At 67.9% G+C, this 13,848-nt stretch carries 13 protein-coding genes and 1 pseudogene; 5 read left to right on the top strand and 9 right to left on the bottom strand.

Going from position 1 to position 13,848, the window contains the following annotated elements; all coding sequences use genetic code 11:
• Nucleotides 1–164 precede the first annotated feature (164 nt).
• Nucleotides 165–1,313, top strand: a complete 1,149-nt coding sequence (locus ACLQ3I_RS06280) for an EamA family transporter (protein WP_425800626.1) — start codon at nt 165–167, stop codon at nt 1,311–1,313.
• Here ACLQ3I_RS06280 and ACLQ3I_RS06275 read toward each other — a convergent pair.
• Nucleotides 1,215–1,862, bottom strand: a pseudogene (locus ACLQ3I_RS06275) (alpha/beta hydrolase); the annotation flags it as partial. The gene ACLQ3I_RS06280 and the pseudogene ACLQ3I_RS06275 sit on opposite strands and share 99 nt — an antisense overlap.
• Nucleotides 1,863–2,200: 338 nt before the next feature.
• Here ACLQ3I_RS06275 and ACLQ3I_RS06270 point away from each other — a divergent pair.
• Entirely contained in the window at nt 2,201–3,487 is a 1,287-nt protein-coding gene (locus tag ACLQ3I_RS06270; RefSeq protein ID WP_425794717.1) for a MurT ligase domain-containing protein, read from the top strand.
• The gene (locus ACLQ3I_RS06265) at nt 3,484–4,206 is read left to right on the top strand and encodes a type 1 glutamine amidotransferase (protein ID WP_425800624.1); all 723 of its coding nucleotides are present in this window, start codon (nt 3,484–3,486) and stop codon (nt 4,204–4,206) included. Before ACLQ3I_RS06270 ends, ACLQ3I_RS06265 begins: the two co-directional genes overlap by 4 nt.
• Before the next feature lie 96 nt (nt 4,207–4,302).
• On the opposite strand, the gene ACLQ3I_RS06260 is transcribed toward ACLQ3I_RS06265, so the two are convergent.
• The 7 genes from ACLQ3I_RS06260 to ACLQ3I_RS06230 all read right to left on the bottom strand — a co-directional run bounded on the left by ACLQ3I_RS06260 (nt 4,303) and on the right by ACLQ3I_RS06230 (nt 8,390).
• Complete coding sequence (locus ACLQ3I_RS06260) at nt 4,303–5,016, bottom strand: uracil-DNA glycosylase (protein WP_425794720.1); 714 nt, start codon at nt 5,014–5,016, stop codon at nt 4,303–4,305.
• Nucleotides 5,017–5,044: 28 nt separating this feature from the next.
• Complete coding sequence (locus ACLQ3I_RS06255) at nt 5,045–5,539, bottom strand: uridine kinase family protein (protein WP_425800748.1); 495 nt, start codon at nt 5,537–5,539, stop codon at nt 5,045–5,047.
• Between the two features lie 103 nt (nt 5,540–5,642).
• A complete protein-coding gene (recR, locus tag ACLQ3I_RS06250; protein WP_425794722.1) occupies nt 5,643–6,254 on the bottom strand; it encodes a recombination mediator RecR in 612 nt (203 codons plus the stop codon).
• Nucleotides 6,255–6,260: 6 nt separating this feature from the next.
• On the bottom strand, nt 6,261–6,680 hold the full coding sequence (locus tag ACLQ3I_RS06245) for a YbaB/EbfC family nucleoid-associated protein (protein ID WP_425794723.1): 420 nt from the start codon (nt 6,678–6,680) through the stop codon (nt 6,261–6,263).
• Nucleotides 6,658–6,987, bottom strand: a complete 330-nt coding sequence (locus ACLQ3I_RS06240) for a hypothetical protein (RefSeq protein WP_425794724.1) — start codon at nt 6,985–6,987, stop codon at nt 6,658–6,660. Before ACLQ3I_RS06240 ends, ACLQ3I_RS06245 begins: the two co-directional genes overlap by 23 nt.
• Nucleotides 6,988–7,011: 24 nt before the next feature.
• Nucleotides 7,012–7,818, bottom strand: coding sequence for a pseudouridine synthase (locus ACLQ3I_RS06235; RefSeq protein ID WP_425800622.1), 807 nt, complete (start codon nt 7,816–7,818; stop codon nt 7,012–7,014).
• Nucleotides 7,819–7,952: 134 nt separating this feature from the next.
• Nucleotides 7,953–8,390, bottom strand: a complete 438-nt coding sequence (locus ACLQ3I_RS06230; protein ID WP_425794727.1) for an SRPBCC family protein — start codon at nt 8,388–8,390, stop codon at nt 7,953–7,955.
• A gap of 79 nt (nt 8,391–8,469) precedes the next feature.
• Here ACLQ3I_RS06230 and ACLQ3I_RS06225 point away from each other — a divergent pair, with 79 nt between their 5' ends.
• Nucleotides 8,470–9,873 (top strand): FAD-binding oxidoreductase, encoded by a 1,404-nt coding sequence (locus ACLQ3I_RS06225; RefSeq protein WP_425800746.1) that lies wholly within the window; start codon nt 8,470–8,472, stop codon nt 9,871–9,873.
• On the top strand, nt 9,870–11,195 hold the full coding sequence (locus tag ACLQ3I_RS06220; RefSeq protein WP_425794729.1) for a class I SAM-dependent methyltransferase: 1,326 nt from the start codon (nt 9,870–9,872) through the stop codon (nt 11,193–11,195). The genes ACLQ3I_RS06225 and ACLQ3I_RS06220 overlap by 4 nt, the downstream gene beginning before the upstream one ends.
• Before the next feature lie 234 nt (nt 11,196–11,429).
• On the opposite strand, the gene ACLQ3I_RS06215 is transcribed toward ACLQ3I_RS06220, so the two are convergent.
• Nucleotides 11,430–13,751 (bottom strand): DNA polymerase III subunit gamma and tau, encoded by a 2,322-nt coding sequence (locus tag ACLQ3I_RS06215; protein ID WP_425800620.1) that lies wholly within the window; start codon nt 13,749–13,751, stop codon nt 11,430–11,432.
• Nucleotides 13,752–13,848 lie beyond the last annotated feature (97 nt).

Raw genomic sequence — 13,848 nt, 5'->3', positions numbered from 1 at the left:
CCTTCCCCGCCGACGGCAACGCGTTTCCCGCCGACAGCAACCGGGCTCTGGTGCTGTCGACGGAATTCGCGTTGCTGTCGACGGATGTTCGTGTAGCCCAGCTACATCATTGATGCGATTTATTTCGATTGTCCTGGACGACTTTCGTCCGCACGATGGTCGTCATGACAAGTCGCGATCGGCTCCTCGGGCTCGGCGTGATCGTGCTGTGGGGATTGAACTTCATCGCGATCCGCCTCAGCCTCGACCACTTCCCGCCGTTCTTCTGCGCCGCGCTGCGCTTCGCGGTGATGGCCGTCCCGGTCGTGCTGTTCGTACGGTTCCCCACGGTCCGGGTGAAGTGGTTCCTGCTCTATGCCGTCGGCTTCGGCATCCTGCAGTTCGCCTTCCTGTTCCTGGCCATGAACCTCGGGATGCCGACCGGCCTGGCGTCGCTCGTGCTGCAGACCTCCGCGCCCTTCACCGTGCTCCTCGGTGTCCTGTTCCTGCGGGAGCGGATGAGTCCGCTGCAGGTCGTCGGTATCGCGGTGGCCGTGGTGGGAATGATCGTCATCGGCATCGACCGCGCCGCGCACAGCTCGCTCGGTGTCGCCGCGGTCGTCCCGATGCTCCTGACCGTGCTCGGCGGCCTCGGCTGGGCTTTCGGCAACATCGGCTCACGCCTGTCCCGACCGGATGACGCACTCCGCATGACGCTCTGGATGTCGGTCGTGCCGCCGATCCCGTTCTTCCTGATGAGCCTGGTCTTCGACGGCCCGACCGCCGGGATCGAGTCGATGACGACGCTCGGATCGCACACCGGGCTGCCGGCCCTCGCCGGACTCGCTTACACGGTGATCCTCGGTACCGTCGTGGGCTCGGGCCTGTGGACGCATCTCATGTCGAGGTATCCGGCAAGTCGTGTCGCTCCGTTGTCACTGCTCGTGCCCGTCGTCGGGATCACCGCCGCCTGGCTGTTCCTGGGTGAGACGCCTACCGTCATCGAGCTCGTGGGTGCGGTGACCGTGATCGGTGGATGCGCCGCGGGCGTAATCGCATCGCCGATGTCGAATCCCAAGGCGTCGACGGCAGAGCCGTCAGCCCAGCGAGTCGGCCAGAGCGGCACCGATCCGGTCGACGGCCGCCCGGGCATCCGGACTGATCAGCGTCATGTTCGCGAACGCATGCATGAGACTGCCGGCCCGGTCGAGGGTCACCGGGACGCCCGCCGCATGCAGCCGGTCGGCGTAGGCGATGCCCTCGTCACGCAGCGGGTCGAAGCCCGCGACGATCACGTAGGCGGGCGAGAGGCCGGAGAGGTCGTCGGCCAGTAGCGGCGACACCCGCGGATCGGTGCGCTGGTCGACGTCGGGGACGTAATTGTCGAGGAACCAGTCCATGTGCTCATCGGTGAGGTACAGCCCGGTGGCGAACTCACGACGCGACTGCCGTTTCGTCGACGCATCGGTGACCGGGTAGATCAACATCTGCAGGCATGGCGTGACCGCGTCGTCGCGGACCTGCTGGGCGACCACCGCGGCGAGGTTGCCTCCTGCGCTGTCCCCGGAGACGGCGATGTGATCGGTCGGCACACCCCAGTCCGGCGCCTTGGCGACCGCGAACCGCCACGCCGCGAGGGCATCGTCCACCGCGGCCGGAAACCGGTGCTCGGGTGCGAGCCGGTAGTCCACCGAGAGGATGTCGGCCCCGGTGGACAACGCCAGCCTGCGGACGAGGTTGTCGTGGCTGACCCGGTCGCCCTCCACCCAGCCTCCGCCGTGAAAGAAGACGACGATGCCGACCGAGTCGACTCTTGCCCGATACCGCGTCGCCGGGATCTGGCCGCCGGGACCGTCGATGACGAGATCCTCCTCGACCGCCATCGGCGGCAGCTTCTCGGCCATCGTCGTGGCGTTGTCCCGCACATCGGCGCGTGCCTGCGCGACCGATTTCCCGGCGAGTGCGAAGGCGGGCAGACGCTCGGCCACCCAGCCCGTCAACGCCATCTCCGGCGCCAGCCTGTCCCCGTCCGCGTTGGCGCGGCCCCACCGGCCCGCGAAGCGCAACAGTGCCGGCGGAACGTGTCCGGCACCGCGCATCAAGGCCCGCTGGACGCGGGCGGGGAAGGGAAGCGACATCGCTGTGGCCTGGCTCACGATCGTGAGCGTACCCCCGGCGCACCGCCGTACTGCCCATCGCCGCCTGTGTCAGACTCGATGCCATGCCCGACCGCGTGAGAACTCCGATGCGCACCCACGTCGCACTGGCCGCCGCATCCGCGGCCCGCTGGGCGTCACGAACCGCAGGCCGCGGCAAGGGCTCGATGATCGGCGGTCTGGTGGCCGCCAAGATCGACCCGAACATCATGGGACGCCTTGCCGCGGGCAAACGTACCGCGCTGGTGACGGGCACCAACGGGAAGTCGACCACCACGCGGATGACCGCCGCTGCGCTGTCCGAACTCGGCGAGGTCGCCACCCAGGCGGACGGCGCCAACATGGACGCCGGCATCATCGCCACGCTCACCCTGCACCGCCCGGCGACCATCTGCGCGCTCGAGGTCGACGAACTACACGTGCCACACGTCAGCGATGCGGTCGATCCAGAAGTCCTTGTGATGCTGAATCTCTCGCGTGATCAACTCGATCGCGTCGGCGAGATCAACATGATCGAACGCCGCCTTCGCGACGGCCTCGCACGGCACCCGTCGACGACGGTCATCGCCAACTGCGACGACGTCCTGATCACCTCGGCCGCATTCGACGCTCCCAAGGTCATCTGGGTGGCGGCGGGCGCCGGCTGGGTCGGCGACTCCGTGAGCTGCCCGCGCACCGGCGAGCCCATCGTCCGCAACGGCGACGACTGGCACTCCAGCGGCGACGACCAGTTCCGCAGGCCGTCGCCCGACTGGTGGGTCGACGGCGAGAATCTCTATGGCCCAGATGGTTTCGTATCGCCCATGACCCTGTCGGTGCCGGGGCGAGCGAATCGGGGTAACGCCGCCCAGGCGGTCGCGGCGGCCGTGGCGATGGGCGCGGATCCGGCGAAGGCGGTCGCCGCGGTCGGCACCGTCGGAGAGGTGGCCGGCCGCTACGGGATCCATCAGGTCGGCAATCATTCCGTCCGGACCCTGCTGGCCAAGAATCCGGCCGGATGGCAGGAGGCCCTGTCGATGATCGACCAGGACGCCGACGGACTCGTGATCGCGGTCAACGGGCAGGTCCCCGACGGCGAAGATCTCTCCTGGTTGTGGGACGTGCGGTTCGAGGCGTTCGAGACGATGCAGGTGGTCGCGGCGGGTGAACGTGCCGCGGATCTGTCGGTGCGCCTGCTGTACGCCGGCGCCGAACACACCACCATCCCCGACCCGATGAAGGCCATTGCGTCGTGCCCGCCGGGGCGAGTCGAGGTGCTGGCCAACTACACGGCGTTCCGTGACCTCGGCGTCGCACTGGATCGCGCCGAACGCGCACGAGGCTCCGACCTGCAGAGGGACGCGGAACAGTGAGCGAATCGACCCTCCGAATCGGACTCGTCCTGCCCGACGTGATGGGAACCTACGGCGACGGCGGCAACGCGCTGGTACTCAAGCAGCGGGCGCGCATGCGGGGTATCGACGCCGAGATCATCCAGATCACCCTCGACGACGAGGTGCCCGACTCCCTCGACGTGTACGCCCTCGGCGGCGCGGAGGATTACGCGCAGCGTCTGGCCACCCGCCACCTGACGCGATATCCGGGCCTGCAACGCGCGGCGGCCGCCGGACGTCCCGTTCTGGCCATCTGCGCGGCGATCCAGGTCCTCGGACACTGGTACGAGACGTCGGCCGGCGAACGCGTCGACGGGATCTCGCTGTTCGACCTCACGACTGCACCACAGGCCCAGCGCAGCATCGGCGAACTGATCACCACCCCCGCCGTCGACGGACTCACCGCCCCGCTCACCGGGTTCGAGAATCACCGGGGCGGAACCACTCTCGGTACCGACGCGAGACCACTGGCGCGCGTGCGCAGTGGCGTCGGCAACGGTGTCGGCGACGGCACGGAGGGTGTCATCCAGGGATCGGTGCTGGGTACCTACATGCACGGCCCGGCATTGGCGCGCAATCCCGAGCTGGCCGACTATCTGCTGGCCCGCGCGACAGGCTCTGATTCCCTTGCACCGCTGAATCTTCCGGAGGTCGAGCGGTTGCGGAAGGAACGGCTGGCCGTCGGTCGACGCGGCTGAGTGATCCGGCAACCCCGGACCCCGACGCACGATCGGCGCGAAACTGCGCACAATGGACGAGTTTTGGCGCCCACTCGAGGTCGATCATCGCCGCGGTCACCTTCCCGGCCTCAGCCCGGCATGGCCGGCCGCCGCGCTCAGTACCTCGACGAGCATCTCCGGCGTCAGGCGACCGGTGAACGTATTGTGTTGGCTCACATGGTAACTACCGAATATCGCCAGTTCACGATCATCGCGACGGATTGTCGTGCGGGCGCCGTGGGCGAACTTCGGCTTCGGCCGCTCGACGTTCCAGCCGAGGTCACCGAAGGTGCGCAACGCGGACTGCCACCCGAACGCCCCGAGCACCACCACCGAGCGCAGCGTCGGCAACAGCAGGTCGATCTCGGCGTCGAGCCAGTGCGCGCACCGATCGCGTTCGGTCACCGTCGGTTTGTTCTGGGGAGGTGCGCACCGGACCGGCGCGGTCATGCGCACCCCGAACAATTCCATGCCGTCCTCGGCGGACACCGCGACCGGTTGGCTCGCCAGGCCGACGTCATACAGGGCGCGGAACAGCACGTCGCCGCTCTGATCGCCGGTGAACATCCGACCCGTGCGGTTGGCGCCGTGGGCGGCCGGCGCCAATCCGAGGATGATCACCCGGGCGTCGACCGGACCGAAGCCGGGAACGGGTCGGCCCCAGTAGGTCTGATCGACGAACGCCGCCCGTTTGTCACGGGCCACCCGCTCTCGCCACTCGACCAGTCGTGGACACGCGCGACACTCGACGAGTTCGTCGTCGAGCGCCGCCACACTGCGATAGACCACACCTCACCGTAGCGCCCCCGAGATCCGTTCAGTCCAGTACGCGGCACCGATCACGGGTCCGATCGACCGCGAACCAGCCGCGCTCGAACTGCTGCCACCGTTCCAGCTCGGTCCGTGATTCCTCCCCGTCACGGGCGACGGCCCGTTCCAGCCGTTCCCGGGCGGGACCGCCGTCGAGCCACAGAGAATGGGTGAGCCGCTCGGCGATCCTGCGTCGCGCCGATGACACACCTTCGATGATCAGCAATGGTTCCCATCGGAGCCAGACCCGACGCCCTACCTCGGGAACCCCGCCGCGCCACACCCTCGGCCGGTAATGGTAGTCGTGCCGACGGATGAAGGCATGCAGCACATCGGTTTCCAGCTCCGGCCACCAGGCGACCGGGTTGTCCCAGGTGGCGAAGTCGTCGGTGCGGATGAGTTGTACGCCGGTACCCCGTTCGCGCAGGCGGGCCACCAGCGCGTCGGCGACCGTGGATTTGCCCGCCCCCGAGGGCCCGTCGATCGCGACGATCCCGGCCATCAGTTCACCGGCCAGTTCGTCGAGGTGCGCCACGACGGCGGGCGACGGGCCGGAGATGTCCACGGTGTCGAGGATATCCATCACTCCCGGCGCGTGACCGCGGTCAGGCCAGCGCCCGACGGCCCGACAACGCGCGACCGAGCGTCAGTTCGTCCGCGAACTCCAGGTCACCGCCCATCGGGAGCCCGGAGGCGAGTCGGGTGACCGACAACCCCGGGAAGTCCTTGAGCATGCGCAGGAGGTAGGTCGCCGTAGCCTCGCCCTCGGTATTGGGGTCGGTCGCGACGATCACCTCGCTGACGTCCACACCGTCCTCCTGATTGGCCAGCCGACGCAGGAGTTCACGGATCCGCAGCTGGTCGGGCCCGATCCCCGACAACGGGTCCAGGGCTCCGCCGAGTACGTGATACCTGCCGTTGAACTCCTTGGTGCGCTCGAGGGCGTGCACATCCTTGGGTTCCTCGACGACGCAGATCTTCGTGGCATCACGGCGCGCATCCGAACAGATCCGACACAGCTGGTTCGCCGAGACGTTGCCGCACTCGGCGCAGAAGGTGACATCGTCGCGCACCCGGCCGAGCGCCGCGATCAACCGATCGATCTCGTTGTTCTCCACGCCCAACAGGTGGAAGGCGATTCGCTGGGCACCCTTCGGGCCGAGTCCTGGTTGTTTGGCCAGCTCGTCGATCAGGTCCTGAATGGGTCCCTCGTACATGATGGCCTAGCCGAGACCGGGCAGACCGCCGCCGAGCCCGCCGGCGAGCGGTCCCATCTTCTCCTGCGTCAGCGCCTCACGCTTGGACGCGAGATCGGCGAGCGCACCCAGGACGAGATCCTGCAGGGTCTCCACGTCCTCGGGATCGACGACCTTGGGGTCGATGGCCACCCCGGTGACCTCGCCGGTGCCGCTACCGGTCACCGTCACCAGGCCGTTGCCGGCCGAACCGGTGACCTCGGCGGCCGCGATCTCGTTCTGCGCGGCCAGCAGCTGCTCCTGCATCTGCTGCGCTTGCGCGAGCAGCCCGGCCATCGGGTTGTCGCCGCCGGCGTTGTCGCCGCCGCCGAAGAGTGCGCTGGGGTCGAATGGTTGAGTCACGGGCTCCAGAGTAATCGCCGGGTCAGCGCAGGAGCCGATCGACATGCTCGGCGAGCTCCTCGACGGTGACGCCATGACCGGGGCTGACGATGAACGAGATCACATCGTCGCCGAACAGTCGGCCTGCTCGCCTGGTCAGAGCGAATTCGAACCGGTCGTCGACCCTGCGCCACTCGGTGATCGCACCGTAGATCGGGGCGCTGGCGCCCGTGGTCACGCAGTATTCGTCCGACCTCGGCCCGCCCACCAGGTCACGCTGGATCTGGAAACATGCCATCGACTCGTCGTCGATGAAGACGACGGCCTCGCACCCCAGATCGGTGTGCCGCTCGTAGGTCGCCTGTATGGCCATGGGGTCAGGGTAACCACATCGGCATCAGCCGAGCGGGTCGGTGACCGTCCGCCGGGAGACGAAGTGCCGTTTCTCTCCGGTCAGCGGGTCGGCGAAACGCAGCGTGTGCGCGACCAACCGCAACGGCTCGGAGAAGTCGCCGTGATCGGGTCGCGCGGCGAGTTCCGGACGGACGTCCGGATAGAGCGGATCCCCGACGATCCCGACACCGAGTTGTGCCATGTGCAGCCGGAGCTGATGCGTGCGCCCGGTGAACGGTCGGAGGTCGTAGACCCCACCGGCGGCGGCCTGCTCGACCAGGGTGATGTCGCTGATCGCGTTGACCTCGCCTGCGAGCACGCGTGCGCGCAGGTCACCGGCGGTCTTCTCGATCCGGTTGGCGACGGTCGTCGTGGTCTCCAGATCGGTGCGGACGGGTGCCAGCGCCCGATACTCCTTGATGGCCAGTCGTTCGGCGAACAATGCCTGGTAGGCCGCCCGCACCTCGGGCCGGAGCGTGAACAGGAGTACGCCCGCGGTCAGCCGGTCGAGGCGATGCGCCGGGGACACCAGATCGGTCCCGAGCTCCCGTCGCAACCTGACGAGCGCGGTCTGGGTGACGTGACGCCCACGCGGCATGGTGGCGAGGAAGTGCGGCTTGTCGACGACGACGATGTTGTCGTCGGCGTACAGGATCGGCAGGTCGAACGGGATGTCCGGCTCCTCGGGCAGGTCCCGGTACAGATAGACCGACGTGTTGAGACGAGCGGGTGCGTCGAGGACGATCGGCTGACCGTCGGCATCGACGATCTCGCCGAGCGCGGCCCGGGCCGCGAGATCGTCGCGGGTCATGCCGGCCAACGAAGGCGTCGCGAGCAGACATTCGCCGACGGTCCGCTCCGGACCGGCCCGGAGCACCACACGTGTGGCATCGACCCCGTCACGCGGCGACAGCGGCGTGACGGGCCCTCGACGTCGTCGGCGGGTCAGTTCTCCAGACGCTTCTTGAGATTGCCCAGCAGCTCCGCCTGGATGCGGTTGAGCCCCTTGGGCGCGAACGTCTTCTCGAAGAACCCGCCGATCCCGCCGGCACCGGTCCAGGTGGTCGTGGTGGTCACCGCACTGCCCGAACCGGACTTCGCGACTGTGTAGGTGGTCACCATCGACGAATTCTCGTCGTTCTCGGTGACGGTGTCCGGCACCACCGAGACGGTCGCCTTGACGTCACGCTGACGTTTCTCGGTGGCCTGCAGGATCCAGTGCACCACCGTTCCCTCGCCGTTACCGCCGCTGATCACGGCATAGTCGCGGTACTGCGAGGGCAGGATCGCCGGGCGCACCTCGTTGTAGTCGGCGAGCGCGGCGACCACGGCGTCCGGGGTGGCGGCGATGTCAATCGACTGGGTTGCGGAAACCTGACCCACGGCGGGCACTCCTTAGAACTGATTGGCGGGGGGCAATCTCACGACCTAGGCTATCCAAGTGAACTCTGACCGGTTGGAGATGGGGGCGCAGGGATTCGACCAGGGTGTCGCAACCCTCCTGAAGAGCTACCGCGACATTCCGCCCGGTGCGACGGTCCGGTTGGCGAAGAAGACCTCGAACCTGTTCCGCAAGCGTGCCGAGAACCCGCATCCGGGCCTCGACGTCTCCGGCCTCGATCGGGTGATCTCGGTCGATCCGGATGCCAAGACCGCCGACGTCGCCGGCATGTGTACCTACGAGAACCTCGTCGCCGCGACCCTGCCCTACGGGCTGGCACCCAAGGTGGTCCCGCAGTTGAAGACCATCACCCTGGGCGGCGCGGTCACCGGACTCGGGATCGAGAGCACCTCGTTTCGCAACGGCCTGCCGCACGAGTCGGTCCTCGAGATCGACGTCCTGACCGGCGACGGTGAGATCATCACGGCCACCCCGGCCAACGAGAATGCCGATCTCTTCTTCGGATTCCCCAATTCCTATGGCACGCTGGGCTATTCGGTCCGGCTGAAGATCGAGCTGGAGTCCGTGCAGCCTTATGTGGCGCTACGGCACGTCCGGTTTGACCGGGTCGAGGACCTCCAGGTGGCGATGGCCGCGATCATCTCCGACGGGTCGTATCGCGGCGAACGGGTGGACTACCTCGACGGCGTGGTGTTCACCGCTGACGAGTCGTATCTGACGCTGGGACGCCAGACCGACGAATCCGGCCCTACCAGCGACTACACCGGGATGGACATCTTCTACCGGTCCATCCAGGCGCGAACGGCGGCCGCGAGCGGGACCGGCACCGACCGCCTCACCATCCACGACTACCTGTGGCGGTGGGACACCGACTGGTTCTGGTGCTCGCGCGCGTTCGGTGCCCAGAATCCGCGGGTCCGCCGATTCTGGCCCAAGAAACTGCTGCGCAGCAGCTTCTACTGGAAGCTCATCGCCCTCGACCATCGGTACAACATCGGCGACAAGCTCAGTGCCCGCAAGGGCGAGCCGCCCAATGAGCGGGTGGTCCAGGACATCGAGGTGCCGATCGAGAACACCACCGCATACGTGGAGTGGTTCCTCGGCAACATCCCGATCGAGCCGATCTGGTTGTGCCCGCTGCGCCTCCGAGAGCCCGCCGTCGAGGGTTCGGACCCGGTCCGGCCGTGGCCGCTGTACCCTCTCGAACCGCGGCGGACGTATGTGAACATCGGCTTCTGGTCGGCGGTGCCCGTCACCCCTGGCGATCCCGGGCACACCAACAAACTCATCGAACACAAAGTGGCCGAGCTCGATGGCCACAAGTCCCTCTATTCGGAATCCTTCTACCCCCCCGACGAGTTCGACGAACTCTACGGGGGCGAGAATTATCGGCTGCTCAAGAAGCAGTACGACCCACGAGGCCGTCTGCTGGACCTGTATGCGAAAGCGGTGAAACGACAGTGACAACATTCAAGGACAGTCCCTTGCACGCCGGTGGTGACGCGGCGACGGGCAGGATGACGCTGGCCCAGATCTTCGAATCGCTGATGGGCGGCGACCTCACGATTCGCATCACCGCCTACGACGGCAGTGCGGCCGGACCCGAGGACGCGGAGTTCGGGCTCAACCTCAAGACATCACGCGGTACCACCTACCTCGTCACCGCCCCCGGCGACCTCGGACTGGCCCGCGCCTACATCGCCGGCGATCTCGAACTCGTCGGCGCGCACCCGGGTGACCCCTACGGGGCACTGCGCGCCCTCGCCGCCGATCTGCATTTCAGTCGGCCCTCCCCGCTCGTCCTCGCGAACATCGCCCGCTCACTCGGCATCGAGCACTTCAAGCCGATCGCGCCTCCGCCGCAGGAGGCCCTGCCGCGCTGGCGCCGCTTCGCCGAAGGCCTGCGCCACAGCAAGGCTCGCGACGCCGAGGTCATCCACCACCATTACGACGTCTCGAACACCTTCTACGAGTGGGTGCTCGGGCCGTCGATGACCTACACGTGTGCGGTGTACCCCGAACTCGAGGCGTCGCTCGAGGCCGCCCAGGAGAACAAGTACCGGCTCATCTTCGACAAGCTGCGGCTCAAGCCGGGCGACCGTCTCCTCGACATCGGTTGCGGCTGGGGCGGAATGGTCCGCTACGCCGCACACCGGGGGGTCAAGGTCATCGGGGCCACCCTCTCCGCCGAGCAGGCGCAGTGGGCGCAGAAAGCCATCATCGACGAAGGGCTCTCGGACCTGGCCGAGGTACGGCACAGCGACTACCGCGACGTCACCGAGACCGGCTTCGACGCCGTGTCGTCGATCGGATTGACCGAGCACATCGGGGTCGCCAACTACCCCGCGTATTTCAAGTTCATCCGAGACCGGCTACGGGTCGGCGGAATGCTGTTGAACCACTGCATCACCCGACCGGACAACCTCAAGAGCGGCCGGGCGGGCTCCTTCATCGACCGTTATGTGTTCCCCGACGGCGAGCTCACCGGGTCCGGCAAGATCATCTCCAAGCTGCAGGACATCGGCGGCATGGAGGTCGTGCACGAGGAGAACTTCCGCGACCACTACGCGATGACCCTGCGCGACTGGAACAAGAACCTCCTCGAGCACTGGGACGAAGCCGTCGACGAGGTCGGCGAGGGAACCGCCCGCCTCTGGGGCCTCTACATGGCCGGCTGCCGGATCGGCTTCGAGCGCGACATCATCCAGCTCCATCATGTGCTCGCCACCAAGCTCGACGACAAGGGCGGCAACGACCTCCCCTTGCGTCCCTGGTGGAACGCCTGAGCTCCCGCTCCACCCGCACCGGCATCTCCACCCACACCGGCTCCCACCGGCTCCCGCACCCGCACCCGCTGACAGCAACCGAAATCCCGCCGACAGCAACCTGTTTTGCGTCGACAGCAACCGGCTACGCGCAATTCCGGGTTGCTCTCGGCGGGATTCCCGTTGCTCTCGGCGGGATTTCTGTTGCTGTCGGCGGGATTTCTGTTGCTGTCAGCGGGAGACCAGGAGCCACCTTCACTCGAGGGGGCGGGCTCCCAGCTCCGACCTGAGCAGTTCGAGCGCCACCTGATCGGGATCGAGGCGACGCTCCGGCGGCCCAGAGTGCGCGTCGGCGACCATCTCGTCACGCTCCGCATCGGTGATCTCCTCGTCCGGCCGTGGCGGCTCGGGCTCCTCGGGTTCGGGAGCGTGTTCCGGTGGCGGAGTGGCGGATTGCGACTGGTCACGCGCGCGACTCGGCCGCGAATAGGCGGGCCGTTTCGGCGCCGGCCGCGACGGCTCGCGGTCCCCGGCACCGCGCGGGGGCTGCGCCTGAACTGTCGGCCCGGACGCGTGGACACACCGGGCATCCATGCCCGGGCCGAAGACCCGCTGGACCGCGGCACGGAGATTGCCCGCGTGCTCGTTGCTCAACCGGCCGACGAGCATCTCGGTGGTGTGGCCGAACACGATGGACTGCCCGTCCACCCCCTGGATGGACGCCCCGGAGAGCATGACCTCCAGCACGGGCGTGATACCGCGGGCCGCTTCGCGGATCTCCGGCCACCGGGCCTCGATGTCGGCGACAGCGAGTCCCGGGGCCGCTTGCGACTCTTCGGGATCCGAGTCATCCACGGCCTCGGCGTGGGCGGCGCCGTCGTCGTACGGCGGAGCGGCGCCGTCGGTCGGGTCCTCGGTCGGCTCATCGGGAAGCGGGATGTCGTCGTCCGAGGCGGACGCGGACGGCAGTTCGGAAACCGGCAGTTCGGAAACCGGTGGCTCCGGAGCGGTCGGCGTCGGGGCGGTCGGCGTCGGGGCGACCGGTGGCGAATCCGGCTGCGCGGGCGCCGGCTCCTCCGGCACGACCGGCTCGGGTTCACGTTCGGCCGGCATCCGCGCCGGCGGTTGCGGCGACGTCGGGTTACCGCCGCCGCGCGGTGCGGTCGGCTGGGGGACCGCCGGCGGATCCGACGGTGCCCGATCGGCTGATTCGTCCGGAGCCTGCGGGGTGACGGGCGAAACCTGCTCGACAACAGGCGGTTCGGTCGGAGCGCTCACCTCGGCCGCAGGTTGTTCGGCAGCCTTACGCTGAGACGGGCGCACGTATTTTGGTGCGGACTCGGGCTCGGTCGTCGCGCTGGGCGGCTCTGCGCCGGCGGTGACGGACGCGGCCGCTCGAGCCCCCGACGACGACCCACCCGACGTCACGACGCCGGACTCGAGACGTTCGAGTCGGTGCAGCAATGCCGCATCCTCCGTCGATGCCGCCGGCAGCAGCATCCGGGCGCACATCACCTCCAGCAACAGCCGGGGCGAGGTGGTACCGCGCATCTCGCCGAGAGCCGCGTGCACGATCTCGGCGAATCGGGTCAGTGCCGCCGGCCCGAGGATCTCGATCTGGGACTGCATGCGCTGCAACTGATCACCGGGAGCCTCGACGAGTCCACGATCGGCGGCGTCCGGAACCGCCTGCAGCAGGATGAGATCGCGTAGTCGTTCGAGGAGGTCGACGGCGAACCGCCGCGGGTCGTGGCCGGCATCGACCACTTTCTCCACAGCGCCGAACAATCGTGCCCCGTCGGCATCCGCCAGCGCGTCGATCGCCTCGTCGATGAGGGCGATGTCGGTGACGCCCAACAATGCGAGCGCGCGGTCATAGGTGACGCCCTCGTCGCCCGCCCCGGCGAGAAGCTGATCGAGGATACTCAGCGAATCGCGCGGTGAGCCGCCGCCGGCCCGGATGACCAGCGGATAGACGTCGGGCGCGACCGTCACGTTCTCGTTCGCGCAGATCTTCTCCAGCAGCCCACGCATCACCGGCGGCGCGAGCAGACGGAACGGATAGTGGTGCGTCCGTGAGCGAATGGTGGGGAGCACCTTCTCCGGCTCGGTGGTCGCGAACACGAAGATGAGGTGTTCGGGCGGCTCCTCTACGATCTTGAGCAACGCGTTGAATCCCGCATTCGTGACCATGTGGGCCTCGTCCACGATGAACACGCGGTACCGGGATTCCGAGGGTGCGTAGAACGCTCGGTCGCGCAGTTCTCGGGTGTCGTCGACGCCGCCGTGACTGGCCGCATCGAGTTCGATCACATCGAGGTTGCCGGCTCCGCCCGGCGCCAGCGCCTGGCACGAGTCACACACGCCACACGGCGTCGACGTCGGGCCCTGCACACAGTTCAGCGAGCGGGCCAGGATGCGGGCCGACGACGTCTTGCCACATCCGCGGGGTCCGGAGAAGAGATAGGCGTGGTTGATACGCCCCGAGTCGAGCGCATGACTCAACGGATCGGTGACGTGCTCCTGGCCCACGACGTCGGCGAAGGTAGCCGGGCGATAGGTGCGATACAGAGCCACGTGACGAGACTACCGGCGATCGCCGACAGCCGAACCCGCTCCCCCACCCTGTCCACACCCGAACGCCGTTCTGTTGTTTCCGGGCGAGCGCGACACG

Origin of the sequence: Gordonia sp. DT101 (assembly GCF_049844895.1) — a bacterium.
In the GTDB taxonomy this organism is placed as follows: Bacteria; Actinomycetota; Actinomycetes; order Mycobacteriales; family Mycobacteriaceae; genus Gordonia.
This window is presented reverse-complemented; position numbering and strand designations above follow the sequence as displayed.

Coding starts and splice junctions, on each gene's coding strand:
- ACLQ3I_RS06280 (WP_425800626.1), top strand. CDS start 165: ATGACAAGTCGCGATCGGCTCCTCGGGCTCGGCGTGATCGTGCTGTGG.
- ACLQ3I_RS06225 (WP_425800746.1), top strand. CDS start 8,470: ATGGGGGCGCAGGGATTCGACCAGGGTGTCGCAACCCTCCTGAAGAGC.
- recR (WP_425794722.1), bottom strand. CDS start 6,254: ATGTACGAGGGACCCATTCAGGACCTGATCGACGAGCTGGCCAAACAA.
- ACLQ3I_RS06245 (WP_425794723.1), bottom strand. CDS start 6,680: ATGTCGATCGGCTCCTGCGCTGACCCGGCGATTACTCTGGAGCCCGTG.
- ACLQ3I_RS06255 (WP_425800748.1), bottom strand. CDS start 5,539: ATGGCCGGGATCGTCGCGATCGACGGGCCCTCGGGGGCGGGCAAATCC.
- ACLQ3I_RS06240 (WP_425794724.1), bottom strand. CDS start 6,987: ATGGCCATACAGGCGACCTACGAGCGGCACACCGATCTGGGGTGCGAG.
- ACLQ3I_RS06270 (WP_425794717.1), top strand. CDS start 2,201: ATGCCCGACCGCGTGAGAACTCCGATGCGCACCCACGTCGCACTGGCC.
- ACLQ3I_RS06235 (WP_425800622.1), bottom strand. CDS start 7,818: ATGACCCGCGACGATCTCGCGGCCCGGGCCGCGCTCGGCGAGATCGTC.